Raw genomic sequence first — 24485 nt, 5'->3', positions numbered from 1 at the left:
GAGATTATAGGATAAAAAATAGATGAACTTCTTCTCTATTTATTATGCAACCAGTTAGTCTACTCGCAAGAGGTAATGGAAAATGATCCAAGTCACCAAATGTATGCAACACAGAACTTCAAGTGAATTGTTAGTTTTTCTATAATCCGGTAACATGGGAATAGTATAAATCTTAGGAGGGCTCGCATTTGAAGAAAGTATTAATCATAGAGGACGAGGAAAGAATTACGGAATTTTTAGAATTAGAACTTACACACGAAGGCTTCGATGTGGCGATTGTCCATGATGGACGTGAAGGACTGGAAACAGCACTGAATCAACATTTCGACCTTATTCTCTTAGATTTAATGCTACCTCATTTAAACGGTACAGAAATTTGTAGAAGAATTCGACTTGTAAAAGAAACGCCAATAATTATGCTTACTGCGAGAGATAGCATTATGGATCGTGTGATGGGTTTGGATGTGGGAGCTGATGATTATATGTCTAAGCCTTTTTCAATTGAAGAATTGTTAGCAAGAATGCGTGTGATTTTTCGTCGAAATGAACGATATGAAAAGAATGTTATCAAGCATTTGAAATTTAAAGAAATACAAGTTGATACGATGTCTCGAACGGTTATGAAAGAGAATGAAGAAATACCTTTGACAAAAAGAGAATATGAACTCCTCTTAATATTTTTACAAAATGTAAATCGCGTACTTTCTCGGGAATTGATATTGGAAAAAATCTGGGGATATGAGACGGAAGTGGAAACGAATGTAGTAGATGTCTATGTTAGATATTTGCGCAATAAACTTCAAAATGATGAAGATCATTATATTCATTCGGTTCGTGGCGTCGGGTATGTAATGAAATGATGAAATCGTTGAAGCTAAAAACAAAAGTTGTTTTATGGACAACGGTAATGATGATTGGCTTATTCGTTTCTTATAATATATTGCAATATTTTGTGATGAACAGTTGGATGATTCATTATGAAGAACAGTCGGTTGAAAATAAAATGTTATCTATACAAAATCTTTATGGTAACCAAAATCTATCTAGCCAGTTTATTAAAGAAAATAAATCGTTTATTCATTCCATTAATGAAAAATCAGAGACCATTCGTATATTGGATGAAAATGGAGAAAGTATTATCGCTGTTAGTGAAGAAGAATTATTGCAAGTACCTTCTCACTCAGTTCAAAACGGACAATTTGAACTAATCAAAACAGGTGACGACCGACTGTTAGTGTATCGAGAACCATTAAATGGTACAAATTTCGAAGTTGAAATTATTCGTAATATGGAGATCTTCGATAATTTATTAGGACAATTTGGGCTAGTTATGTTTTTGTCAGGGATTGGTGCAGTCTTTTTAAGTTTAGTAGGTGCGCTATTCATTTCTAAACAAATCGTTAGGCCGATACAGGATATTTCCCAAACACTTACTAAAATTAAAAAGTTTGGTTTAAAAGAAAGGGTGCAAGTACAGCCTGCACAAGATGAAATTGCAGAATTAGCAAATCACTTTAATGAACTGATGGATCAATTAGAAACTTCATTTAATCAACAAAAACAGTTCGTGGAAGATGCTTCACATGAATTAAGAACGCCGATTTCGGTGTTGAATGGAAACTTAATGATGTTAAATCGTTGGGGAAAAAATGATCCTGAAGTGTTAGATAAATCATTGAATTCATCTTTAAAAGAAGTAAATCGAATGGAAAAACTGGTAAAGGATTTATTAGAATTATCTAGACTAGATTCAGAAAAAATCAAGAATGTCTCAATTTTATTGGAGAATCCTCAATATATTATTGAAAAAGTTATCAATGATTTTCATATTACCCATCCAGATTTCTCTTTTTCGCTTCAAATAACTAAAGGTGAAGCATTGACAATAACAGAAGGGCATCTTGAACAACTACTTACAATATTAATCGATAACGCTATTAAGTTTTCAAATGATGAAAAAAAAGTAAACATCTATTATCATCAGCATGAGTTGACTGTGCAAGATTTTGGAATCGGTATTCCTAAAGAAGATATACCTTTTGTTACAAATCGTTTTTATCGAGTGGAAAAATCACGTAATCGAAAAAAGGGGGGATATGGAATTGGGTTATCCATTGCACAAAAATTGATGGACAACTATCAAGGCAAATTATCTATTGAAAGTCAATTAGATGAGGGAACATCTGTTACACTGACTTTTCCAAAATCCATTTGAACATATCAATTTCGCCTTGGTGTAATTGTAGCTGCCGCTTCGCTTTCGCTACAGACAACATTTGCCGCTGCCGCTTTGCTTTCGCGCAGATAAACAATGTGTCCGGATTTTGAATTTTGCCCGCACAATTCATTCCTTTGAAAATCCGTGACATCCGCCGGAGGCTTAAGCCCAACGTGATGTTGGTCACTCAGTCGTTGCCACAGGACGTGGCGTTCTTAGACTGAGTACCCCTATTTCAGTAGGTGTTTGGACACCCTATTGAAAAGGAACCACAACCGCATTCATCACGCCACATTAAGAGGTGGGAGTCTTATGTACCAGTCGCTAAGCTTTCGGTACAAAAACAATTTACTGAATGAAGATAAAGAAAAGCGAGTAACAATGGTGAAATTGTTACTCGCTTTTGTGTTTTAGTTCGTTTATTAATGAATGATAGTGACTTCCCATTACTTTTCTTTGTAATAATCGAATACAAATTGCTGAAATTGTCGTGCTGATGGTGGAAGATATCGATTTTCAATCCAAGCCATACCTATAATTCGTTCACAAACCATATCCTCTACACGAATTTTCGCCAATTTATTTGGATTCAAGTCTTCGTCAACAGGCAGTAACGATACGCCGAGGCCAGCACTTACAAAACCAGCTACTGTTGATACTTCATCACCTTCAAAAGTAATCTTCGGTTTGATACCTGCTGCACTTAATAATCTATCAGCTGTCCGGCGCAATGCGTAACCTTTTTTCAACAAAACAAAATTTTCGTGTTCAAGTTCCTTCATTTTAATGCTTTTACGGTTGGCGAGGTGATGGTCAATCGGCACCATAATATAAAGCTCATCTCGCCACAGCTCCTTCCAACAAACGGGTGGCTCCGTGTCAATCGCTGCAAGTAGGCAAAGATCTAACTCTCCTGCTAGTAATTGCTTTAACTGGGAGTGTGAGTAATTTTGTGTAAAGTGAAAGCGTATATGCGGATGGTTCTGACGGAATGCGCGGATCAGGTCAGGTACGATGCTAGTCCCTAGAGTATGTAAAAAGCCGAGTGATACATCTCCTAGCTCGGGGTTATTAAGCTCCTGTAATTCTATAACTGCCTTTTCATATTCTTTACGCATGCGTTGGACACGATACAAAAAAAGCTCGCCATATCGGTTGAGCATAATCGAACGTCCTTGTCGGTCGAATAAAGGTACGCCTAATTCCTCTTCAAGCTTTGAAATAGAACGACTTAATGCTGGTTGAGAAATCGTTAATGCTTCAGCGGCACGAGTCATATGTTCAAGCTTTGCTACTGTTGCAAAATATTCCAATTGCTGCCATTCCATTATTTCACCTCTATTCTCGTTATTTTTGAGTTAACAGCATTATAACGGTAAAAGAGTAGGAAGTATAGGCACATAAAGTGAAACTTTAATCAGTGGGATGTTTCCCACTGATTATTAGTCTTCACCAATCAGGCATTTACGGTCAATTCATCTCCCGCCCAACTTCTTTGTTTTCGTAGAATTTTGCTTCGTTTTTGATAAAGATAAATTACTACCCGTTAATGCTGGAAAAAAAGATTTTAAAAACTTTGCACTTAAAAAGTGAAATGTAAAAATAAAAGTAACAGAAAGCGTTATATAACAGTCATTAACCTCACATCGTTAATGCATGAAACACATTAATATGATAAAAACTATAAATTGTACATTATGAATAAAGGGTGTTAAGATAGACACATAAATTACACAATTACAAATTTCCGTGAAGGGGATACTATAAAATGAATTTAACTAAGCCACAACCTCTAACAATTGAGGGAGGCAAAAAAGCCGTACTATTACTGCATGGATTCACAGGTAGCACAAAAGATGTGAAAAAGCTAGGTGAATTTTTATCAAAACGTGGTTATACAGTTCATGCACCGATATATAGTGGGCATGGTGTAGAACCAGAAGCATTACTTGAAACAAAACCAGAAGACTGGTGGAATGATGTTGTGGAAGGTTATAACTTCCTAAAAGGTAGAGGCTATGAAGAAATCGCGGTAGTAGGAATTTCACTTGGCGGTGTATTTTCGTTAAAAGTAGCAGAAACGTTTCCTGTGAAAGCATGTGTTGCCATGTGTGCACCAATCACACGCGATAACTCAAAAGGCTTATTTACACGTTTATATCATTACGCTCGTTTATATAAACATTTTGAAAATAAATCAAAAGATCAAATTATTTCAGAATTACATGAATTACGCATTACACCTAAGGATTCATTAGATGGTGTAACACGTTTAACAACAGAAACACGCGATGATTTATCTACAATTAAAGCACCTACATTAGTATTACAAGGTTCATTAGATGATGAACTTTATCAAGAAAGTGCACCATTCATTTTAAATACTGTGGAAACTGATGATAAAGAAATTATTTGGTATGAAAAATCTGGTCATATCATTACTTTAGATAAAGAGCGCGAAAAAGTGTATGAGGACGTATACAAGTTTTTAGATCATATAGATTGGTCTGTAGCAAACTAAAGAGCTGTCAGCAGACAGCTCTTTTAGTTTTGTCTAAATAAAGCTAGGAACTGTACAATTAACAATTTTAAAAGAAAAAACTATTGTTTTTAAAATAAATGATTGATACCATAGTGGAATTGTAGTAAGAAATCTCTTTTTATTTATTTGCAATAGTTAATTACATCTAAGGAGTACATCAAAATGCAACAGAAAATACCTTTTTCAACATATGCAGTCATTGGTACAATGCTTTTCGGACTGTATTTTGGAGCAGGGAATCTTATTTTTCCAATTCAGCTTGGACAATTAGCAGGGACCAACTTTTGGTTTGGCCTAATTGGATTTTTAGTAACAGCTATCGGTTTACCGTTTCTAGGTATTTTAGCTATCGGTTTATCAGGAAGTAACGGTTTGCGTGACTTAGCGAGCCGCGTTCACCCGTTATTCGGTGTCATCTTTTCATTAGCTCTCTATTTAACGATCGGTCCCTTTTTTGCGATTCCACGTACAGCGACAGTTCCGTTTGTTGTTGGCTTTGAACCATATATACAAGCGGAACATACAACACTTTTACTTGCTTTATTTAGCTTCGTATTTTTTGCCATCGTTTTTTATTTCTCATTGAATCCAGCGAAAATTATGGATTATATCGGAAAATATTTAACACCAGCATTTTTGATTGTGTTATTTATTTTAATAATTATTAGTATTGTAAAACCGATGGGGCATTTCCAACAACCTATGGGAGATTATATTGATTCAGCATTTATGACAGGCTTTAAAGAAGGCTATAACACAATGGATGCGTTAGCCTCATTAGCTTTTGGTATTGTCGTTATTAATGCGATTAAAAGCGCAGGAATATCTGATAGAAAAGAAATTGCTAAAGCAACGTGGAAATCTGGTATTTTTGCCATGGCATTAATGACGTTAATATACGGCTTAATAACGTATATGGGGGCATCGAGTATTGATGCTGTTGGTACATTTGATAACGGTGGCTTAATTTTTGCCGCGGTGGCAGATCATTATTTTGGGTCATACGGGGCTATTTTACTGGCAGTTATTATTGTCCTAGCTTGTTTAAAGACAAGTATTGGCTTAATCACATCTTGTAGTGAATTCTTCCACGAAGTGTTCCCGAAAATAAGCTATAAATGGTTTGTTTTCTTATTGTGCGTTGTGTCATTTACAATTGCCAACTTCGGATTAACGAATATTATTAAGTTCGCCATTCCAGTGCTGATGTTCTTATATCCACTAGCAATTGTCTTAATTGTTCTTGCATTATGCTCGTCACTATTTAAAAATAAGCAAACGGTCTATGCGATTGCTATGATTTTTACAATTTTTATTAGTATCATTGATGGTTATAAAGCGTTAGTGGACAGCATTCCTGCGGCGAAACTAGGTATTTTTGATGCGGTTGAAAAAGCTTATTCGAACTTTTTACCTTTTTACGACATAGGCTTAGGATGGATATTACCAGCGTTAATTGGTGCTTTTATAGGATGTTTATTCCCAGCAAAAACAGCAGGGGAAAATTTGAATATTAAATAATCAAAAGCACGCACAATGTTTCATGTGCGTGCTTTTTTCTATGTTGAAGCTTAGTAAGCTGTCCAGCCACCATCAACAGCAATTACTTGTCCGTTGACAAAACTCGCTTCATCTGAGCCAAGGAATATAGCGAGCTGAGCAATTTCTTCAGGTTGTCCTGCACGTGGGTTAATAGCTAAACCTAGTGCTTGGCGAGCTGCACCTGTTTGACTCACATTTGTCATAGAAGAAGCAATGTTTGTTATCACTGCACCTGGAGCGATACCATTACAGCGAATATTTTTATCTGCATACATAAATGCTGTATTTTTTGTTAGACCAACAACAGCATGCTTAGAAGCAGTGTAGGCAGCCCCAGCACGAGCGCCATATAGACCACCAGCAGAAATATTGTTTACAAAGACACCATGTCCTTGAGCAAGGAAAATCTCTGATGCCATACGCATCGAACGCATTACTGCAGTTGTATTTACCGCGAATACTTTGTCCCATCGTTCATCAGAAACTTCACCGACAGGCTCCATGCCATCCATAATACCAGCATTATTTACTAAAATATCTAAGTTGCCGAAAGCATTTATTGTTACATCAAATAAGCGCTGTAAATCTTCTGTTGATGCAACATTTGTTTGAATGGCGATCGCTGAGCCACCAGCTGCTTGAATACCTTCAACAACAGCTTGTGCACCTTCTAAATTTAAGTCAGAAACTACGACCTTTGCTCCTTCTTTGGCATAACCTTCTGCAATTGCTTTACCCATACCTGACGCTGCACCTGTTACGATGGCTACTTTACCTTCTAATCTCATCACAAAAACCTCCTATAATTTATGTTCTTTCACCAGAGTTTGTTCCAGTGATTTTGAGGATATTAAATGTTAGATATTGAACATGTGTTCATTAAAATAATATAATGATTTTGTAAGCGATTTCAATGCGCAAAATACTAAGAACTGTTCAGTAATCAACACATATATATAAATCTGTTTAGTAAGGGGGAAAAAATTTGAGCACTAACGATTTAAGAGTTGTTAAAACAAAGCAAGCATTACATAATGCTTTACTAACGTTATTGAGTGAGAAGCCTTTAGAAAACATTACAATCGCAGAAATTTGCCGGGAGGCGAAGGTGAATAGGGGTACCTTCTACTTGCACTATGAGCAAAAGGAAGGGCTATTTGAGGAATACTTTCAGGAAATTATGGAGGATTTAAATAATTCCTATGAGGAACCGTACCGTGCAGTAACAACATTGGATAAAAACCAAATAGATCCAAATACTATTCGTATATTTCATCATATTGAGCGCTTTAAAATGTTCTATCGTATTGTTTTTTCCAAAAATGTGCCGCTGACATACTATTACATGTTATTTGATGGAATTTTCGCTCTGCTAAAAAGAGATATCACACTCCATAATAAAGTACATGATGAGATATCCATTGAGTATTATAGTGCGTATCAAGCAAACGCAATCATTGGCCTAATCATTCAATGGTATCGTCAAGATTTTGTGGATAGCGTAGGTACCTTGAATAAACAACTTGCGGCTATTTTGCGAATTGGTGATTAATTAATTAGTCGTTTAATTAATCAAAGTAATGAAATAATGAGGTTGTAAAATTAATTAGAAAACGAAGCTGAATTTTTTGCGTGCGATGGTTCTCTAAACGTACAGAGGACTATTTTGTTTCATTAGATAATAATCATTAATGAAAGAGATAGTCCTCTAAAAATTTATTTGAATTGAACAAATAAAGTATCAGGGTCGAATATCGGATAACTATCATTGCAATTAAGTTCTCTTAATTCTTTTGTTTTCCAATTATAACTCAACGTATTGTTTTTGTAGTTTTCCATAATACTTGTAGAAAATACCGTACGTATTGAACTTATTTCCTGCATAGATGGTGAAAGTTTTGCTGACCGAATTGCAGAATATTCTTTCGCTGGTAAACTATCTTTATCATATACGCTCCTATTTTGTTCAGGGGTTGCAAATATAATAATATGCAATGGACTTGAATTTTGATTATGATAACCATGGACATAATTAGTCCATCCAAAAACGATTTCATTTTCATATGCTTTCAATTGTTGTTCGAAACTTACATCATAAATGAGTTCTCCTTGCAAAATAATTGCACTGTCTTCTCCATATGGATGAAAATGTGCAGCAATTCCTTCATCATCTTCGTCAATTTGGAAATATAAAATCCGGTGATTGAGACATGAACTTTCCCATAATTTTCCAAACTTTTTGTCTGAATTTATTAGATCACTAAGTTGAATAATCTTCATATTAATACCTCCTACAAAGAATGTATTACTTTTCTTTTGAATTGTAATTTAGACTTTTGTCTGAAGATATACTTTTGTTATTTAATTGCTTTCAAATTTTTCAAAATAAAATTATTAAATTGTAGTGGAAACACTTTCTTCACTGTCATTGCTTATGTTTGATCTTCTTAAAGCAACGACCATAGCAGAAATGCCCAGTGTTACAGCTATGATAATTCCTAACGAGCTACAATCACTCATTAAATTATCAGTGCTTCCACCAAAAATAATGGTGAAATAGCCATCAGCTCCATAAGTAGCCGGGAGAAGTGACGCTAGTTTATTGTAAAAATCAGATAGCATTTCTTGTGGAACAAGCACACCTGAAGTAACAAGCTGAATCGAAAGAGCGCAAATATTAAAAATCATACCCAAGTTACCAAAAACTATAATAAAGGCTTGTGCCAAGCAGAGGAAAGCCCAAAACATTAATGCTTGAAAAAGATATACTGTTAAAAAATTTGCTTGACTAGAAATATTAAATAGATGCATTAAACCAATAGTTAATAGTGGAAGAGCGAAGGCTACCCCAATATTAATGAGCTGTCTTGCTAGGAACAATTGCCATTTCGAAACTTTATCTTGGACAAGTTGTGCAGCCTGCTGATGCTGCATAATCATTACCATTGCACCAACAAACGACGAAATAATAACCATCAATGGTACAAAATTCGCGGCAAACTCTTCAATATTATTCGTTTTATTAATAGTAGAACCTACCGTATGGTCCTTTACACTTCTAATTGTTGTAGCAACGGCTTCGTTAATTTGTTGTACTGTATTTTGCTCCAATGGAAGCTGTGAGAACTTTTGAGTAAATGCTTCAATGGTTTTACCCTGCTGTATAGGATAAAAATTATGATTAATTTCCTCAGTTACTTGTTTGGCTACTCCGTCCATCATATTTTTTGCGATGCTTGCATTTGCTTGATTAATAGAGTAAATAATTTCAGCCTCTTTACCTGCTTGTAATTGACTCGTAAAATTGCTTGGAATATGAATAATCATATGGATATCACGTTGATTTAATGCTTGCTCACCTTTGTCTAGAGAGGTGTAATTTTCAATTGTAAAAGGTAGTTTTCCTTTTATTTCATTTACTACTTGTTGCCCCATCTCAGTATCTTCGCTAATTAGTCCAATTTTCAAATTTTTTGTTCTGTCATTTACACCATCATAGGCAGTCATCCATACGGAAAAGAAAATTACCTGGAATGCAATTGTAATGACAATGCCAATATAAGTTTCTCGAATTTTAAATAAAGCTTGTAAACCTTTCATATAAAAACCTCCTTTAAAGTAAGTACTTACTTGCATTGAAAGAAAAAATTTTTTCTAGGGAGCCAAACCCCTAGAAAAAATTGAAACACTCGTTTTTAACAATGTTTCAGTTGGCATATCGGAAACGATTGTTCCTAAACGTGCCCGCGAAATGAAATGACCAAAATTAATAGCGATAAGGGATAACGCTGCTGCTTCAAAATCAATCTCTCGAATTTTGCCTCTTTCATGCATTTTCTGAAAATAATGAGTTAGCTCATTTTTTATATGAAGAGGGATATGAGCAATCTCTTCATTAATTTCTGGAAACTGCATAGCTTCCTTAAAGCCAATCATTACAAAGTCTTTAATAGACATTAAAAAGTTAAAATGCTTTACAGAGAAATTTACTAAATCCGTTTCCAAATCCCATGTAACATTTTTATTGATTTCTTCCTGTAAAAGAGGAAAATAGGAAAATTGCTCAATAATGGCCTTTAAAATGCCACGCTTATTTCCGAAATGGCGAAAAATTGTTACTTCATTGACCCCCGCTAATTCAGCAATTGCTTTAGTTGTTGCCGCAGTATAGCCCTTCTCACTAACGAGTTGTAAAGCTGCATCTATGATTCGTTCTGCGGTACCTTTTGTTGACAATAGAATTCTTCCTTTCGTGCAAGTGATTACTTACATGCTAGCATAGAGCAAGTTCTTAGGCAATAAAAATATTTACAGACAATGGAAAGAAATAACGCTTGAGTAACAAAATAAAGCTCAGGTAAGACCGGAATAGCACGGATAGCCAGGAAAATCATCTAAGGTGAATCAAAACAACAACCTAGTGATACACTGCTAGTATGAAAAGTTATAATAACTTTTTATGGAAAAAACGCGTTGACAACTATATCGTCTGCTGATATATTTTATTTATATCGTCGGACGATATATTGTTAGTCGATATAAAAAGGGGGATTTGTATGACTCAAGAACATCCGCCATTAACAGAAGGCGTTTATTATATTTTATTAGCTTTATTTGATGCAAGGCATGGTTACGGCATCATGCAACTAGTAGAGGAAATGAGTAATGGTCGTGTTCGGCTTGGAGCGGGGACGATTTATGGAGCAATTAAAACATTACTCGAGCGAGGATGGATTGAGGCGCTAGATGGTGATGGACGAAAAAAGGAATACATTATTACTGAAAATGGAAAAGAAGTCATTAAATACGAAATTTTGAGATTAAGGGAACTTTTTGACAATGGCATCCGTATAACAGAGGAGGATGGAACAAATGGATAAATATCGATTAGTCGTCAACCCATATGATATAGAGAAATGGGTCAATGATATGGCAAGCCAAGGTTGGCATTTAAAAAAGTTCACTTGGATACGTTTTACGTTCGAACGTGGGGAGCCTGGTAGCTATATTTATCGCCATGATGAATTGGAGCGATTTGGTGCCTCATATGAAGACGATTACTTAGAATTTCTAAATTCCTCGGGAATTGAACAGGTAGATCGTTCTGGCAATTTCGTATTCTTTAGAAAGCCAGCAAATGATGGACCTTTTGAACTTTATTCTGATAAGAAAAATAAAATTAGTAAGCTGTCTCAGAAAATTTCACTGCTACTATCACTCATCCTTCTAAATTTGATTATAGGTGTAATTGGTCTGAGTGGGATTTTTTCAGCACAGGCAATAGACTGGATTAAAGTATTAATGAATATCAGCAATTTACTTGTGGGCGTGTTATTTTCTATACCATTATTAAAACTTGTGCGTGTGCGCTATAAATTGAAGAAGGATTTGGATCTGTTTACAGATTAGTATAGGAGATAGCTAATAAGGCTGGTTGCCTATTTGCCAAGTTCGATCAAAAGCTTCGTAAGTATGGGATGATATTTGCTTCAAAATTATTTTCCGGGAAATCAGAAAAATCAAATAATTTAACAGAGAAAATGCTACGTTATTATGACTACTATTAAGTCGCATATTTAACCAGGAGTTCACATCAGTTTTATAAGATTAATAGATTGGAGGTGGGACTTTATGAAAAAAAGAGTGTATCGTTTTTTTCTTGATTACGAAAAGGAAGAAGCATGGGTTAATGAGTTGGCGGAACAAGGTTGGTATCTAAAGCGTACAATGGTGGGATACTTTAGTTTTGAAAAAGGGGAACCTGGTCAATACATTTATCGCAATGAACTAGTCAAAGGTAAAAATCAGGACTACTATGATTTTTTAGAGACGATGAATATTGAGTTTGTTTCAAAATTTGGAGGATGGGCTTATTACCGCAAAAAGAAATCAGAAGGTCCATTTGTATTATTTTCAGATAGTTCTTCGAAAATAAAGTACTTAAAATCAATAAGCCGTCTCTTTATTTCAGTAACGTTGTTAAATCTTTTGATTGGATTTATCAATCTTTATATTGGACTTGGCGAATCAACAGAAAGATTTTTAAACACGGGATTATCATTCTTGAATTTTGTAGTCGTAATAATAATGTGTATGCAAATTTTGAAGGTTGAAAGACGTAAAAAAGGACTACAACGAGAATTACATATATTTGAAGCGTAGGAGGAAAAAAGATGACATTACAATTAGAGCATGTCACGAAGAAATACAAAGATTTCACAGCGGTCGACAACTTAAATTTCACCATTGAAAAAGGGGAGATTTTTGGACTGATTGGACAAAACGGAGCAGGAAAAACAACAACGTTTCGTATGATTTTAGATTTACAGGAAACGACAGCCGGTACGATTACATGGGATGGCAAGCCGGTTAATGCTATAAACCGCGATGTACTTGGTTATTTACCAGAGGAACGAGGCATTTTTCCAACGATGAAGGTAGAGGATCAGCTTTACTTTTTTGGTGAGCTACGTGGCATGAAGAAGTCGCAGTTAAAGAAGGACATTGACTTTTGGATTAGCAGATTTGAACTCGAAGATAGACGGAAAGATAAGGCTGAAACTTTATCAAAAGGGAATCAGCAAAAAGTACAACTAATTGCTAGCTTTATTCATAAACCGCAGTTTTTAATTCTAGACGAACCATTCAGTGGACTTGATCCCGTGAATAAAGATTTACTAAAGGATGCCATATTGCTTTTAAAAGAACAGGGTACGACGATTTTGTTCTCTAGTCACCAAATGGATAACGTAGAGGAACTATGCGATCATCTTTGTCTATTAAAACGTGGAGTCTCGTTATTCTCAGGTAGTCTAGTAGATTTAAAGAAACAATACGGAAAAACAAGATTAGCAGTACGTACAGAGTGGTCGACAACTCAATTATTGGCACTAGAAGGTGTCAAGGATGTTCGAGAAGAGAAAGAGCAAACAGTACTCATTCTGGAGGATGAGAGCTTTGCACAAAGCATTTTCGAAAAGCTTTCAAATGGTAAATATATTGAAAAATTTAGTTTAGATTACTTATCGTTAGATGAGATCTTTAAAGATAAGGTAGGTGGCAACATTGTCGAAGTTTAATTTATTAGTGAAACAACTTTACAAATCAAAATTAAAATCAAGATCCTTTGTTGTAATGACATGCATTTATATACTGGGGATGTCTGTCGCAATTTTCTGGTCGGATATTAAAGAGCTTTTTACAGGTAGTGATCATGCGCAACAAATTGCAATTGTTAATGAAACAACAGCCGATTTAAGCGGTCTCTTTGTTTCAAATGGCGATATGAAATTTATACAAAATGAGTCAAATATATCGGCGTTAGAGAAAAAGGCGAAGGACGAAAAGCTAGATGCAATCATTAAAATAACAGATCAAAATGGTCAACTACATGCTGAAATTGCCACATTCACGCCGTTGAAATTAAATGATCAAGCTGCGTTAAATTCGGTACTGCAACTGGCTGGCCAAAATTATACCGTACAACAGCTATCACTAACACCAGACCAAGCAGCGCAAATTATTGGTGCAAAAACGATTATCTCGAATAAAAACTTAAATGAAAAATCTACTGACGGTAAGAGCGAAGAAGAAAAACAATCAGGATTATGGGTATCGTATGCAGTTGGTATTTTAATCTATTTCTTTATTTCTACATTCCTGTCTATGATTACAACGGAAATTGCATCTGAAAAAGGTTCACGTGCAATGGAAATGCTACTAGTAAGTGTAAAGCCAGCTACCCATTTTAAAGCAAAAATTGCTGGTGTACTATTGCTCGCATTAACACAGATGGGTATTATTGCAGTTGTTTTCCTAAGCTATGCAAAATTTGCGAAGAACGGCTTTATGTGGGATATGGCAGCAAGCATTGTTAAAGAATTATCGATAAGTTACGTGATCTATGCAATTCTATTCCTGCTATTAACAATTATTCTTTATTTAATTGTTGGGGCATTATTCGGTTCTTTAGTGTCTAAAGTTGAAGAAGCAGGTCAAGTATTAATGCCAGCCATGATGATTACATTAATAGGTTTCTATGTTATGATCTCAGGTATTGGCAATCCAGATACACTCATCATAAAAGTATTCTCTTATATTCCATTTACGTCTGGAATGATCATGCCGATGCGTATCGGGGCTACTGATATCGGTGTAATGGTACCACTTATATCGTTAGGTACTTTAATAGCGACAATTATTGTTGCTTACTTATTCAGCATATCATTCTATAAACGCAGTGTGCTAACATATAGTTCAGGTGGCGTTATTAAGAAAATTAAAACTGTGCTAAAAGTGACGACATGATGATGTAAGCAGCTACGTTCAGTAAGATTAAGTACAAGTAATTGTACATTGAATTTATCATTTAAATAAAATGTTATACATTTCTAAAAACACATTACGAAAAAATTAGTAATGTGTTTTTTTTATTTTGAATGATTTATTAAAGGGATATACATTTTACAATTACCTGATTATTTAGGTAGAATTGATAAAAGTTTTACTACTTCATATTTAGATATTCGAGTAGAACAAATGCTTATTTCAGCGTGTCAAATTTCCAACTACATAATAAAAGACCTCTAAATATAGAGGTCAGGGTGCTACTAATTCAACTTTAATTCTGTCTGGGTCTTCAAAATAAACTGCATAGTGTTCTTCCCCTCCTGCAAAGGGATGCTTTAGTGGTTAGCGAGTGGCTTAGCTTATGCTAATCCTGAATATGCAAAAGCAATCAAAGAAATGGCGAATTCAAGTCTTTGAACAATATCTTGAAATATAGTATGTAATTTTTGGTATAATTACATATAACTATATGTATTAAGGAGTGACTATATGAAAAAACTACTTATAGTAACAAGTTATTTAGTCTTTTTTATTTTAGGAGGATTAACATTTACTTACCTCTCAACAACGGAAGCAGCAAACGATATGAAAAAGATTAGCGTATTTCAAGATACAATCAATTACTATGTAGATAAGGTTGGAAAAAAAACACAAGAGGGTAAATCTGGCTTTATTTATGAAGGTACTACTTATGTTCCAATACGTTTTATTGCTGAATCTTTAGGGGAAAAAGTGACATGGGATGGAAAATCAAAATCCGTTTATATTGGTGATGTTCCGAAATTCATCTCTTTAAAAGATGTAAAACCTATTGGCAGTGATGAAGACCACTTCTTCCATTACCCTAGCTCGATTGTTATTAGTACTGGAGAAAAGTTTGAACAATCCTATCAACTTGGTGGATATCATGGTGGAGGGGCTGTACAAGATCATACAGTTGAATACTTAGCTAATGGAAATTACAAAGGATTCGAAACGTATTTAGCACCAGTTAAAAAGTTAGTGGCGGGCTCTTTCGGCATAGGTTCTATGAAAATTTACGCAGATAATAAATTGATTTATGATAGTGGATCGATAAAAGACAAGGTAAAGGTTAATGTTAATTTAGACGTTGCTTCAAAAGTGAAGTTTGAAATTGAAGGCAGTGGTTTAGGTATATTAGATCCTAAATTTATTCAATAATTTAACAAAGTAAATAAGAAGAATCTAAAACCAAAAAGAAGTTTTTATAAGGAAGTTCCTTATATGATTCAACTTTTTTCAAAAACAGATGTTGATATTTTGCAAGTGTATGCCTATTTTTAATTGATTGTAGGAGAGCTACTCGAGTGCTCCTGTCGCTTCGCTTTCGCCGCAGAGCAAAGCTTCCCGCAGGAGAGCGAGTAGCCCGTAGTGGAAATCAGTGTCTTCTAATGAATTTTGGTAGATAACAATGGTTAATCTATACACTCGATATATGGTGTGACTCTTATTTTGTAAGGCATCACTAAAATGAAACTTTTTCAGCTTGGAATCGTATGTAATATAAGAGATAAATTGCAGGGGGTAAAACTTTATGTCTGAATTTGACAACGACCTATTAAAATCGAAGGATCCATTCGCATCAGAAAATCCATTATTACAGCCTAATCCATTATTACAGGTGGAGCAAGAGCCAAAAAAACCAGTACTTGTTTCTGAGCAAGAGCTATCACAAATTGCTCAAAATCAACTTGCATTAAAGCAAGATCCTGAGGTCCATGCATTAGCACAAAAAATTGATGTGAAAGATCAAATTGCCATGCTGGAGCTTGGAAAAGAAACAGCGAATGGTATTTCTACTTTTTCAGATAAAATGCTAGCAACGATGAAAACAAGTAAGCTTGAGGAATCAAGTGTATTATTAAATAATTTAAATAGAATTATGGATAAATTTGATCCTCAAGATTTTGCGGAGGATAAAAAAGGTGGTTTCCTTACTAAGCTATTTAGTAAAGGAAAGGAACAATTAGAAAAGTTTCTATCTAAATATGACAGCATGAACAAAGAAGTGGATGTCATTTTCCATGAGGTTCAAAAATACGAAGGTGAAATGAAACGTAATACAGTTGATCTTGAAAACTTATATGATCAAAACTTAAATTACTTCCAAACTTTAAGTAAATTTATTGCAGCAATTGAAGTGAAAACAGATGAAGTACGTTCATCATTACCAGCGCTTGAACAAAAAGCACAAACTGGTGATCAAATAGCTGCAATGGAATATGAAACGATGCTTCGTGCCGTTGATTTGCTAGAACAACGTCGTTATGATTTAGAAATGGCACAACAAGTTTCATTCCAGTCTGCTCCACAAATTCGATTAATGCAGCAAGGTAATAACCATTTAATTGCTAAAATTAACTCTGCGTTTGTAACGACAATTCCTATTTTCAAGCAAGGCCTTATTCATGCTGTGACGTTAAAGCGCCAAAAGCTTATTTCTGATTCAATGATTGAATTAGATCGTCGTACGAATGAAATGCTTGTACGTAATGCAGAAAATATTAGTAAAAATAGTGTAAATATCGCGCGTGCGGCTGGTAGCCCAAGCATTAAAATCGAAACAATTGAAACGACATGGCAAACAATTATGTCTGGTATTCAAGAAACGAAGCAAATTCAAGCAGAAACAGCTAAAAATCGTGAGGAAGGCCGTAAACGTATTGAACGTCTGCAGCTAGAATACGAAAAACTGAAAAAAATGTAATCGTAAAGCTTCTTGCAGCTCTCTTTGCAAGAAGCTTTATTATATTGACAAAATAGAAATTAATACGATAATTAGACCAATGAAAAATTTTTTCAAAGGAAGCGGAAAAATGTTAAACAAAGCTATGCCATTACACGAACTAATTAGTGATGGAGTGAAGAAAAGTCGATGAACAAAATAAATCCAACTACATTATCGTGTGCAACGTTAAAAGATGGAACACTTACTATTGATATAACAGAAACACTGATGCTGCTATCGCAAAGTCGCTATCAAGAATTGACACAGATAGAAGAGCTATATAATGCTTTACATAAAGATTTAGATGAAAAGCATCATGTTCAGGAGCAGGAGCGAAAAAATTTAAAGAAACAAAATATACAGCTTATGGATGATATGCAAAAAATGAAGCAGCAAAATGCAGTCTTGCAAAAAAAGCTAATGGAATATAATTGTGTTGTAGAAGAGCTGAAGGACATTCGCCGACAAAATACAGAGCTATTAATCGAATTAAGTAAACATACTGCATTATCTAAGGAATCACTGTCAGGTCCGTTAAAATCTATGATTCGCGATATGCGAGAGCAGGGTGTTGGTATAAAAGAAATTCACATTCGCATTAAACGCCAAATTAATCCTGATATTAGCTATAGTATGGTGCGTAAATATATTTCTGAGCTTGAATCTGAAAATAAAGAGTAATGACAAGTTTTCATTTACAGTTTCCAATCAAAGTCCTATAATAAGTCTATTCTTTTAAATGGTAATATTGCGATTGCGAAGTCGTATAGATTCAAAACAGAGTAGGAGAGTTAGAGGCAATGTCAAATGAGAAAAAAGGGGTTTTGGCAGCATTTTTTGCCTATGCTTTTTGGGGTGCATTTCCGCTTTATTGGAAAATGCTTGAGCATGTGCCGAGTTTGGAAATTTTACTATCGCGTGTCATTTGGTCCTTTGTCTTTACAGTACTAGCAGTAATAGTATTTGGAATGCGCAAGGAACTTCTCGCAGATTTAAAATATTTATGGTCTCACCAAAAGCAATTTTGGCAGCTTGCTGGAGCTTCATTTGTTATTTCGATGAACTGGTATTTATATATTTGGGCAGTTAACCATAACCACTTAATTGAAACGAGCTTAGGCTATTATATTAATCCTTTACTGTCAGTTATTTTAGGGGTAATTTTCTTTAAAGAAGCACTTAGTCGTGCGCAATGGGTGGCTACCGGAATTGCCTTTATTGCTGTTATTATTTTAACGATAAATTATGGATCAATCCCATGGGTAGCACTTCTTATTGCTATATCCTTCGCTATTTATGGTGTTCTGAAAAAGAAAATTAAGCTTGATGCGACAAGAGGTCTAGCCATTGAAACGTTATTTATTTTACCGTTTGCATTAGGCTACTATATTTATCTTTTTACAACGAATCAAGCATCATTTTTACATGTTGATGTGAAAACAGACATCCTCATGATTGTAAGTGGTATCGTGACAGCAGTACCGTTAATTTTATTTGCGAAAGGTGCACAAAATATTCCACTCTATTTATTAGGCTTTATTCAATACGTATCGCCAACGATTACGTTAGTTATAGGGATCGTCCTTTATAAGGAACCGTTTAGTCAAATAGAGTTTTTGGCATTTAGCATTATTTGGGCAGCCTTACTACTGTTTTCAGGCTCGAAAATCATTGAAGTGAGAAGAGCCCATCATAAATCAGCATAAGTGAATATACTAATATTAGTAGTACGAACCATGCCTTTGGTTTGTACTACTTTTTTGTGTTTTTTGAAAAATCTTGTCACCTCAATTTTTCACTATTTCTTACAAAATTTTTTTGTTGCCCCTAAGTTTAAAATCGTATCAAACATAAGCACCTTTACTTTTTTACCAGCATATAGTAAGATAATGACAAATTAGATAACAATGATAATTATTGAGAGGTGCTTTTGATGAGTGCGGTAGGTTCTAAATAGGAACAACTTAAAGAAATAAATTTAATGACGTCAGGGGATTTATGTCAGTATGTCACCCTTTATTTAGTCGTGGATTTATTTCGATACCTATGAAGATACCTACAATACTTTATAAAGCTTGTAATGCACTGACTAAACTTCATGTAGATGAAGTCTTTTTCACGATGCTTTTTACACATGCCTTGTAATGTAAAAGCTGTGGGTTCTCCCACAGCTTTTTTTGTCTTTTTTAACTTCTTTCAGAGGGTGTCCAAACACCCTCTAAAGAACGCCACGTCCTGTGGCAACGACTGAGTGACCAACATCGTGTTGGCCTAAAGTCTCCGGCGAATGTCACAGAATCGGAGAGGAGTTCTTTGTGCATGCACAAAGCCGACTCCGGACGCAATTATGCCGAGGCATAATTGATTTGAATAAAAATCATTGATATCTAATGAGTAGGTATCTTCATGAATGATTCAAGAAAATCATAGTGAGGAGAAATTAACAATGAATCATACTACTTTTGAGAAGTTACAATACAATGAATTGAAGGAAATCGTTAAATCATACTGTGTCAGTGGATTAGGTAAACAGTTATTAGATAAATTAACGCCGAGCTCAAATTTGACAGTTGTTAAAAATCGTTTGAATGAAACAACTGAGGCACGAGCGATTTTAGATGCAGAAGGTCATGTCCCGTTTTTAGGGGTATCGAATATTGACAATACCATTAAAAAACTTGAAAAGGGGATTATTTTAGACCCTAGTGAATTAGTTAGCATTTCAGACTTTTTAAGAGGCTGTAGAAAAATTAAAAAGTTTATGCTGGAAAAGGAATTTTTTGCGCCAGTTCTTGCATCCTATGCTAATTCGATGTCTGAATTTAAAAGTGTGGAAGAGGAGATTAACTTTGCAATTAAAGCAAATCGTGTTGATTCGGCTGCTAGTAGAGAGTTAAAACGTATCCGAAATCATATCGAAACAACAGAGGAAAAAATTAAAGACCGCTTAACTAAATTTTTAAATAATAGTGCCAATAAAACTTATATCCAGGAATTTTTTATTAGTAAAAAGGATGATCGATACACGATTCCGATTAAAGCTTCCTATAAAAATCATGTGCAAGGGACAATTGTAGAGGTTTCATCTAAAGGTGCAACGGTCTTTATGGAACCAAGTACAGTAGCTAAACTAAATGTGGAATTAGCCACTTTAAAAGCAGAGGAAGCAGTGGAGGAATATCAAATTTTGGCGACATTATCTGGGCTTCTGATGGAAAATATTCGTGAAATCAATATTAACATGGAGTTAATTAGCCAATATGATATGGTGTTTGCCAAAGCCAAGTTTAGCAAGCACATTGGAGGTATTGAACCGAGCTTAAATGATTATGGCTATATTAAGCTTGTTAATTGTAAGCATCCACTGTTAACAGGTAAGGCGGTGCCACTCCATTTTGAAATTGGTAAAGACTATCGCAGCTTAATCATTACAGGACCGAATGCAGGTGGTAAAACCGTTGTCCTAAAAACTATTGGCTTGTTAACATTGGCTACTATGTCAGGCTTCCATATTGTTGCAGATAAAGGTACTGAAATAGCTGTATTTGATCATATTTTTGTAGACATTGGTGATAATCAAAGTATTGAAAATGCACTTAGTACGTTTTCATCCCATATGAAAAATCTTTCGATATTATGAGGGCATCCAATAATAATACGCTTTTGCTATTTGATGAAATAGGAAGCGGTACGGAACCAAATGAAGGAGCAGCTCTGGCGATATCCATTTTAGAGGAGTTCTATCATATGGGCTGTTTGACAGTGGCAACTACTCATTATGGCGAAATTAAGCGTTTCTCTGAAATGCATAGTGATTTTATGAATGCGGCTATGCGTTTTAATAGTGAAACATTAGAACCGTTATATAAATTAGTTATCGGAACATCGGGAGAAAGTAATGCCCTATGGATTTCTAAGAAAATGAATATACGTGAAACCGTATTACAAAGAGCGAAGGGCTATATTGACAATAAGGAATATCATCTAGAACGAGTAAATGACAGTAAAATCAGGAAGCCTAAAATTGAGCAAGAGAGAACAAAAGTACAGTATGAATTTAAAAAGGGCGACCGTGTGAAGCTGTTAGATCATGATGACGTTGGAATCGTTTATCAAGAAATGGATAATTTCTATAAAGTTGTCGTGTTCTATGAGAGAGAATTCATAAAGGTAAATGTTAAGCGATTGGCATTAGAGCTGCAGGCAACAGAATTATACCCAGAAGGATATGATGTAGAGACATTGTTTGTGGATTATAAAGATCGAAAGCTTCAGCATGATATAGAGCGCGGTTCGAAAAAAGCACTTCGCAAGATTCAGAAGGAAATAAAGAGAGATAAATTGAGCTAAAATAAAAGGGATTGCACATTGTGCAATCCCTTTAATATCTATTGAACCGAATTAATTTGCGCTTTAATTGAAAAATAAGTTTCTTCAATTTTTTGTTTATAAGGTAGATCGATTAAATCTTGAGAATCCAAATAGGCCATTTTGGCAATTTCGTAGGCAGTTGTTAACTCACCGAAATGTGCATAGCAAAGTGCTTTATAGGAAAAGCACTCATTTAAACTTAATATGTCAAATGGATGTAAGATGAAAGGGGGAACGTTTGTAAGATGTTCAAATGCTTCTTTAGCTTCTTCATATTGACCTAGTAAATATAAGGATTTTCCTTTTTCTGCATAGTAAAGGTTTTTTTCGAGTATAATCGAGCCATCATGCTTAAGCGCACCAAAACGCTCTATTTCCTCTAGTGCCTGCTGATAATCGTGCGTGTAATTGTTATAATAATGCGCTCTTAATATGAAAATAAAAGCATCTACACTCACTTGTTCAGCAAAAATCCGATACTGTTCAAGCTTCTTCAGCATATGCTCTACTTGCTCGAAATCATTGTCAATCATAGCGCAAAACGCCCCAATACGATACATATCATCTATATAAGAGTAAAATTGATTTTTATGTGCATTGGTAATGGTCTCGTTAATGAGCTGTTTACCTGCTTCAATTTCGCCAATTGCTACCTGAAAAACGCAAATATAATAAGCCATTTTCCCTGCATCTCGCGAATCTAATTGGTAATTTTCCTGCTCAGCCTCTTCTTTCGCCTGTAAAATACAAGAATAAGCCATTTTGTATTTTCGATTTTCTGATAATATACCCAACTGTAATATATAAGTTTCAAACCAGTGACTTAGTAAATTAATTTCTTTAAACATAATACGTGATTCTTGAAGCGGTGACTCCCATGTCGTTAATCCCGCATAATATTGTGCTGCAGCGTATATATACAGTAAACGACCTCCTTCATAACTAAGCGGAAGCTCTTCTACATAAGGCTTAATCATCTCGACGATTTGCTGTGCATTATCTGTATCACCAAGTTTTAATTCCGTAAACAAAATTTCTACCTGCTCTAAAAGTTGACGTAGCGAAGATGGGGTTACTTGTTCAAGTAATTCACTTGCTTTTACACCTAAACGTTCCGCTATATAATCAAGACTTTCCATCGAAGGCTTGGCCTTATCATTTTCAATTTGACTTAACATACCTTTTGTTAGACGATCACCAGCAAGTTCCTCTAACGTTAACTTACGTTCCTTCCTTAATTTGCGAATTCTTGTACCTAAAGAGTTCATTGCCTCGCCTCCTTTTTATTGACGTGCCCTTTGTTTAATTATATTAAACTTTTTCTTGCGTGGGAAGTGTAAGCTGTGTTATATTTTGTTTAATTAAATTAAACTTTTTAACATAATTAAAAATGTGGAGGGATTTTAGATGAATGAAGAGCAAAAATATAAAAAGGCGACATATCATTTATGGACATTTACTGCTAGTAAAATGATTGCCATGTTAGGATCTCATGTGATGGCTTTTGGAATTAGTTTGTATATTTTAGCTATGACGGGTTCGGCGATGAGCTTTGCGACCAATATGATTTGTTCAGTGTTACCACGTGCACTTGTAGCTCCATTAGCAGGTTATGTGGCTGATAATTTTTCGAAAAAGCGTACAATTCTACTTGCACAAGCCGGTACCATTTTGACAGTAGGGGGCTTATTGCTTTACACAGAAACGGTAGGCTTATCGGTGTATGCGGTTTATACGGCTACTGTATTCAATACAATTTGCTCTGCTTTTTCTGGGGTAACGTTTTCATCTGCGATTGCAACGCTTGTTAATCCAGAGCGTTTACAGCGTGCCATGTCATTTAACCAATTGTCGACGTCTGTAGCTATGATCGGGGGACCAGTAATTGGGGGAATGATGTACGGCTTCTTTGAGATGGACGCATTTTTAATGGTCAATATGGTGGCTTATGCCATTGCCTTTTGCTTAGAAGCAACGATGAATTTTAACCTCTATAGTACAAGAGGGGAAGATGTGAAAAAAGAAAAAATGTGGGAAGGGCTTAAGGGTGGCTTTCATTATATAAAACAACAAAAAGTCATTAAAACGATTATGTGGGTTGCCTTATGGATTAACTTATTCTTCTCAGCAATTGCTGTTGGAGGAACGTATATTATTATTGAATTGCTCAAAGTAAAGTCCACGCATTTTGGCTTTATTGAGGCTTCGGGTGCAGCGGGTATGCTAGCGGCTTCCCTTTATTTTGCGACAAGATCAGAGGTGAAGGCACCATTACGTTTCTCAAAAATTAGCTTACTGCTATTGGCTGGTAGTGTTGGGCTAGCAGTGATTCCATTAGTAACGGATTTTTCATATGTAGCAATTGTTATCTTTTACTTAATCATTTATTTTATTTTCGCTATTTTTGAAATGGGTATTAATATGCCAATCGGGGTGTATATGCAAAAAAATATTACCGAAGAATACCGTGGGCGTGTCTTTGGGCTAATGGAAACGATGGCTATGTCGATGATGCCAATTGGTATGATAGTTTATGGCATGTTATATGATACATTACCAGCGATTGTTATTTTGCCGGTAACAAGTGCGATTATTATTACGCTCTCACTAGTCTTGCTACGGACATCTATCTTAAAAGAAGCTCATCCAGAGTTTTATAATAAAGAGGTCATGACAGAGACTGTGGCCAATTAAATTTATTCTTATAAACAAAA

22 protein-coding genes and 2 pseudogenes are annotated in these 24485 nt (G+C 35.1%); 16 read left to right on the top strand and 8 right to left on the bottom strand.

Features of this window, described 5'->3' with window-relative positions:
• The first annotated feature begins 188 nt into the window (after window positions 1–188).
• Both AC1DCY_RS07205 and AC1DCY_RS07200 read left to right on the top strand, forming a co-directional pair.
• Window positions 189–860, top strand: a complete 672-nt coding sequence (locus AC1DCY_RS07205; RefSeq protein ID WP_477348737.1) for a response regulator transcription factor — start codon at window positions 189–191, stop codon at window positions 858–860.
• A complete protein-coding gene (locus AC1DCY_RS07200) occupies window positions 857–2215 on the top strand; it encodes a sensor histidine kinase (protein WP_477348735.1) in 1359 nt (452 codons plus the stop codon). The genes AC1DCY_RS07205 and AC1DCY_RS07200 overlap by 4 nt, the downstream gene beginning before the upstream one ends.
• Here the strand turns inward: AC1DCY_RS07200 and AC1DCY_RS07195 are convergent.
• Together AC1DCY_RS07195 and AC1DCY_RS07190 are read right to left on the bottom strand one after the other, a co-directional pair.
• Window positions 2187–2348, bottom strand: a complete 162-nt coding sequence (locus AC1DCY_RS07195) for a hypothetical protein (protein WP_477348733.1) — start codon at window positions 2346–2348, stop codon at window positions 2187–2189. The genes AC1DCY_RS07200 and AC1DCY_RS07195 overlap by 29 nt on opposite strands.
• Window positions 2349–2664: 316 nt before the next feature.
• A complete protein-coding gene (locus AC1DCY_RS07190; protein WP_477348731.1) occupies window positions 2665–3546 on the bottom strand; it encodes a LysR family transcriptional regulator in 882 nt (293 codons plus the stop codon).
• Window positions 3547–3986: 440 nt separating this feature from the next.
• Between AC1DCY_RS07190 and AC1DCY_RS07185 the strand changes: the two genes are divergently transcribed.
• Together AC1DCY_RS07185 and brnQ are read left to right on the top strand one after the other, a co-directional pair.
• Window positions 3987–4739, top strand: a complete 753-nt coding sequence (locus AC1DCY_RS07185; protein ID WP_477348728.1) for an alpha/beta hydrolase — start codon at window positions 3987–3989, stop codon at window positions 4737–4739.
• 183 nt (window positions 4740–4922) lie between these two features.
• Complete coding sequence (gene brnQ / locus AC1DCY_RS07180; RefSeq protein WP_477348727.1) at window positions 4923–6281, top strand: branched-chain amino acid transport system II carrier protein; 1359 nt, start codon at window positions 4923–4925, stop codon at window positions 6279–6281.
• Between the two features lie 50 nt (window positions 6282–6331).
• Here the strand turns inward: brnQ and AC1DCY_RS07175 are convergent, their stop codons facing one another.
• Window positions 6332–7090 carry an SDR family oxidoreductase gene (locus tag AC1DCY_RS07175; protein WP_477348725.1) on the bottom strand — a complete coding sequence of 253 codons (759 nt, stop codon included), beginning with the start codon at window positions 7088–7090 and terminating at the stop codon, window positions 6332–6334.
• 197 nt (window positions 7091–7287) lie between these two features.
• On the opposite strand from AC1DCY_RS07175, the gene AC1DCY_RS07170 reads away from it, so the two are divergent.
• Window positions 7288–7854: a TetR/AcrR family transcriptional regulator gene (locus AC1DCY_RS07170; protein WP_477348723.1), complete on the top strand. Its 567-nt coding sequence runs from the start codon at window positions 7288–7290 to the stop codon at window positions 7852–7854.
• Between the two features lie 164 nt (window positions 7855–8018).
• Here the strand turns inward: AC1DCY_RS07170 and AC1DCY_RS07165 are convergent, their stop codons facing one another.
• The 3 genes from AC1DCY_RS07165 to AC1DCY_RS07155 all read right to left on the bottom strand — a co-directional run bounded on the left by AC1DCY_RS07165 (window position 8019) and on the right by AC1DCY_RS07155 (window position 10538).
• Window positions 8019–8582, bottom strand: a complete 564-nt coding sequence (locus AC1DCY_RS07165; protein ID WP_477348722.1) for a cupin domain-containing protein — start codon at window positions 8580–8582, stop codon at window positions 8019–8021.
• A gap of 114 nt (window positions 8583–8696) precedes the next feature.
• On the bottom strand, window positions 8697–9902 hold the full coding sequence (locus tag AC1DCY_RS07160; protein WP_477348720.1) for a YhgE/Pip domain-containing protein: 1206 nt from the start codon (window positions 9900–9902) through the stop codon (window positions 8697–8699).
• 54 nt (window positions 9903–9956) lie between these two features.
• Window positions 9957–10538 carry a TetR/AcrR family transcriptional regulator gene (locus AC1DCY_RS07155; RefSeq protein WP_477348718.1) on the bottom strand — a complete coding sequence of 194 codons (582 nt, stop codon included), beginning with the start codon at window positions 10536–10538 and terminating at the stop codon, window positions 9957–9959.
• A gap of 320 nt (window positions 10539–10858) precedes the next feature.
• Here AC1DCY_RS07155 and AC1DCY_RS07150 point away from each other — a divergent pair, with 320 nt between their 5' ends.
• The 5 genes from AC1DCY_RS07150 (at window position 10859) to AC1DCY_RS07130 (ending at window position 14609) form a co-directional block, all read left to right on the top strand.
• The gene (locus tag AC1DCY_RS07150) at window positions 10859–11182 is read left to right on the top strand and encodes a PadR family transcriptional regulator (protein ID WP_477348716.1); all 324 of its coding nucleotides are present in this window, start codon (window positions 10859–10861) and stop codon (window positions 11180–11182) included.
• Window positions 11175–11711 (top strand): DUF2812 domain-containing protein, encoded by a 537-nt coding sequence (locus AC1DCY_RS07145; RefSeq protein WP_477348714.1) that lies wholly within the window; start codon window positions 11175–11177, stop codon window positions 11709–11711. Before AC1DCY_RS07150 ends, AC1DCY_RS07145 begins: the two co-directional genes overlap by 8 nt.
• 222 nt (window positions 11712–11933) lie before the next feature.
• Window positions 11934–12464 (top strand): DUF2812 domain-containing protein, encoded by a 531-nt coding sequence (locus AC1DCY_RS07140; RefSeq protein WP_477348713.1) that lies wholly within the window; start codon window positions 11934–11936, stop codon window positions 12462–12464.
• 11 nt (window positions 12465–12475) lie between these two features.
• A complete protein-coding gene (locus AC1DCY_RS07135) occupies window positions 12476–13381 on the top strand; it encodes an ABC transporter ATP-binding protein (protein ID WP_477348711.1) in 906 nt (301 codons plus the stop codon).
• Entirely contained in the window at window positions 13368–14609 is a 1242-nt protein-coding gene (locus AC1DCY_RS07130; protein WP_477348710.1) for an ABC transporter permease, read from the top strand. Before AC1DCY_RS07135 ends, AC1DCY_RS07130 begins: the two co-directional genes overlap by 14 nt.
• Before the next feature lie 291 nt (window positions 14610–14900).
• Here AC1DCY_RS07130 and AC1DCY_RS07125 read toward each other — a convergent pair.
• Window positions 14901–14987: pseudogene (locus AC1DCY_RS07125) on the bottom strand (VOC family protein); the annotation flags it as partial.
• Between the two features lie 153 nt (window positions 14988–15140).
• On the opposite strand from AC1DCY_RS07125, the gene AC1DCY_RS07120 reads away from it, so the two are divergent.
• The 5 genes and pseudogenes from AC1DCY_RS07120 (at window position 15141) to AC1DCY_RS07100 (ending at window position 21750) form a co-directional block, all read left to right on the top strand.
• Window positions 15141–15833: a stalk domain-containing protein gene (locus AC1DCY_RS07120; RefSeq protein WP_477348707.1), complete on the top strand. Its 693-nt coding sequence runs from the start codon at window positions 15141–15143 to the stop codon at window positions 15831–15833.
• A 373-nt stretch (window positions 15834–16206) separates the two neighbouring features.
• On the top strand, window positions 16207–17379 hold the full coding sequence (locus AC1DCY_RS07115; protein WP_477348706.1) for a toxic anion resistance protein: 1173 nt from the start codon (window positions 16207–16209) through the stop codon (window positions 17377–17379).
• A 168-nt stretch (window positions 17380–17547) separates the two neighbouring features.
• A complete protein-coding gene (locus AC1DCY_RS07110; protein WP_477348705.1) occupies window positions 17548–18081 on the top strand; it encodes a hypothetical protein in 534 nt (177 codons plus the stop codon).
• Window positions 18082–18200: 119 nt separating this feature from the next.
• Window positions 18201–19106 carry an EamA family transporter RarD gene (gene rarD, locus AC1DCY_RS07105; RefSeq protein ID WP_477348703.1) on the top strand — a complete coding sequence of 302 codons (906 nt, stop codon included), beginning with the start codon at window positions 18201–18203 and terminating at the stop codon, window positions 19104–19106.
• 740 nt (window positions 19107–19846) lie between these two features.
• Window positions 19847–21750 (top strand): annotated as a pseudogene (locus AC1DCY_RS07100) (endonuclease MutS2).
• 38 nt (window positions 21751–21788) lie between these two features.
• On the opposite strand, the gene AC1DCY_RS07095 reads toward AC1DCY_RS07100, so the two are convergent.
• On the bottom strand, window positions 21789–23039 hold the full coding sequence (locus AC1DCY_RS07095) for a helix-turn-helix domain-containing protein (RefSeq protein ID WP_477348702.1): 1251 nt from the start codon (window positions 23037–23039) through the stop codon (window positions 21789–21791).
• A 139-nt stretch (window positions 23040–23178) separates the two neighbouring features.
• Between AC1DCY_RS07095 and AC1DCY_RS07090 the strand changes: the two genes are divergently transcribed.
• Window positions 23179–24465 (top strand): MFS transporter, encoded by a 1287-nt coding sequence (locus tag AC1DCY_RS07090; protein WP_477348700.1) that lies wholly within the window; start codon window positions 23179–23181, stop codon window positions 24463–24465.
• Window positions 24466–24485: the final 20 nt, after the last annotated feature.

It is taken from the genome of Lysinibacillus sp. 10T31 (genome assembly GCF_056394365.1).
The sequence above is the reverse complement of the archived record's forward strand: the minus strand, read 5'-3'. Positions and strand labels throughout refer to the sequence as shown.

What these genes read in the sequence shown, in the direction of transcription:
- brnQ (WP_477348727.1), top strand. Translation starts at nt 4,923, where the DNA reads ATGCAACAGAAAATACCTTTTTCAACATATGCAGTCATTGGTACAATG.
- AC1DCY_RS07110 (WP_477348705.1), top strand. Translation starts at nt 17,548, where the DNA reads ATGAACAAAATAAATCCAACTACATTATCGTGTGCAACGTTAAAAGAT.
- AC1DCY_RS07145 (WP_477348714.1), top strand. Translation starts at nt 11,175, where the DNA reads ATGGATAAATATCGATTAGTCGTCAACCCATATGATATAGAGAAATGG.
- AC1DCY_RS07120 (WP_477348707.1), top strand. Translation starts at nt 15,141, where the DNA reads ATGAAAAAACTACTTATAGTAACAAGTTATTTAGTCTTTTTTATTTTA.
- AC1DCY_RS07175 (WP_477348725.1), bottom strand. Translation starts at nt 7,090, where the DNA reads ATGAGATTAGAAGGTAAAGTAGCCATCGTAACAGGTGCAGCGTCAGGT.
- AC1DCY_RS07200 (WP_477348735.1), top strand. Translation starts at nt 857, where the DNA reads ATGATGAAATCGTTGAAGCTAAAAACAAAAGTTGTTTTATGGACAACG.
- AC1DCY_RS07115 (WP_477348706.1), top strand. Translation starts at nt 16,207, where the DNA reads ATGTCTGAATTTGACAACGACCTATTAAAATCGAAGGATCCATTCGCA.
- AC1DCY_RS07140 (WP_477348713.1), top strand. Translation starts at nt 11,934, where the DNA reads ATGAAAAAAAGAGTGTATCGTTTTTTTCTTGATTACGAAAAGGAAGAA.
- AC1DCY_RS07185 (WP_477348728.1), top strand. Translation starts at nt 3,987, where the DNA reads ATGAATTTAACTAAGCCACAACCTCTAACAATTGAGGGAGGCAAAAAA.
- AC1DCY_RS07195 (WP_477348733.1), bottom strand. Translation starts at nt 2,348, where the DNA reads ATGAATTGTGCGGGCAAAATTCAAAATCCGGACACATTGTTTATCTGC.
- AC1DCY_RS07160 (WP_477348720.1), bottom strand. Translation starts at nt 9,902, where the DNA reads ATGAAAGGTTTACAAGCTTTATTTAAAATTCGAGAAACTTATATTGGC.
- rarD (WP_477348703.1), top strand. Translation starts at nt 18,201, where the DNA reads ATGTCAAATGAGAAAAAAGGGGTTTTGGCAGCATTTTTTGCCTATGCT.
- AC1DCY_RS07095 (WP_477348702.1), bottom strand. Translation starts at nt 23,039, where the DNA reads ATGAACTCTTTAGGTACAAGAATTCGCAAATTAAGGAAGGAACGTAAG.
- AC1DCY_RS07190 (WP_477348731.1), bottom strand. Translation starts at nt 3,546, where the DNA reads ATGGAATGGCAGCAATTGGAATATTTTGCAACAGTAGCAAAGCTTGAA.
- AC1DCY_RS07150 (WP_477348716.1), top strand. Translation starts at nt 10,859, where the DNA reads ATGACTCAAGAACATCCGCCATTAACAGAAGGCGTTTATTATATTTTA.
- AC1DCY_RS07165 (WP_477348722.1), bottom strand. Translation starts at nt 8,582, where the DNA reads ATGAAGATTATTCAACTTAGTGATCTAATAAATTCAGACAAAAAGTTT.
- AC1DCY_RS07090 (WP_477348700.1), top strand. Translation starts at nt 23,179, where the DNA reads ATGAATGAAGAGCAAAAATATAAAAAGGCGACATATCATTTATGGACA.
- AC1DCY_RS07135 (WP_477348711.1), top strand. Translation starts at nt 12,476, where the DNA reads ATGACATTACAATTAGAGCATGTCACGAAGAAATACAAAGATTTCACA.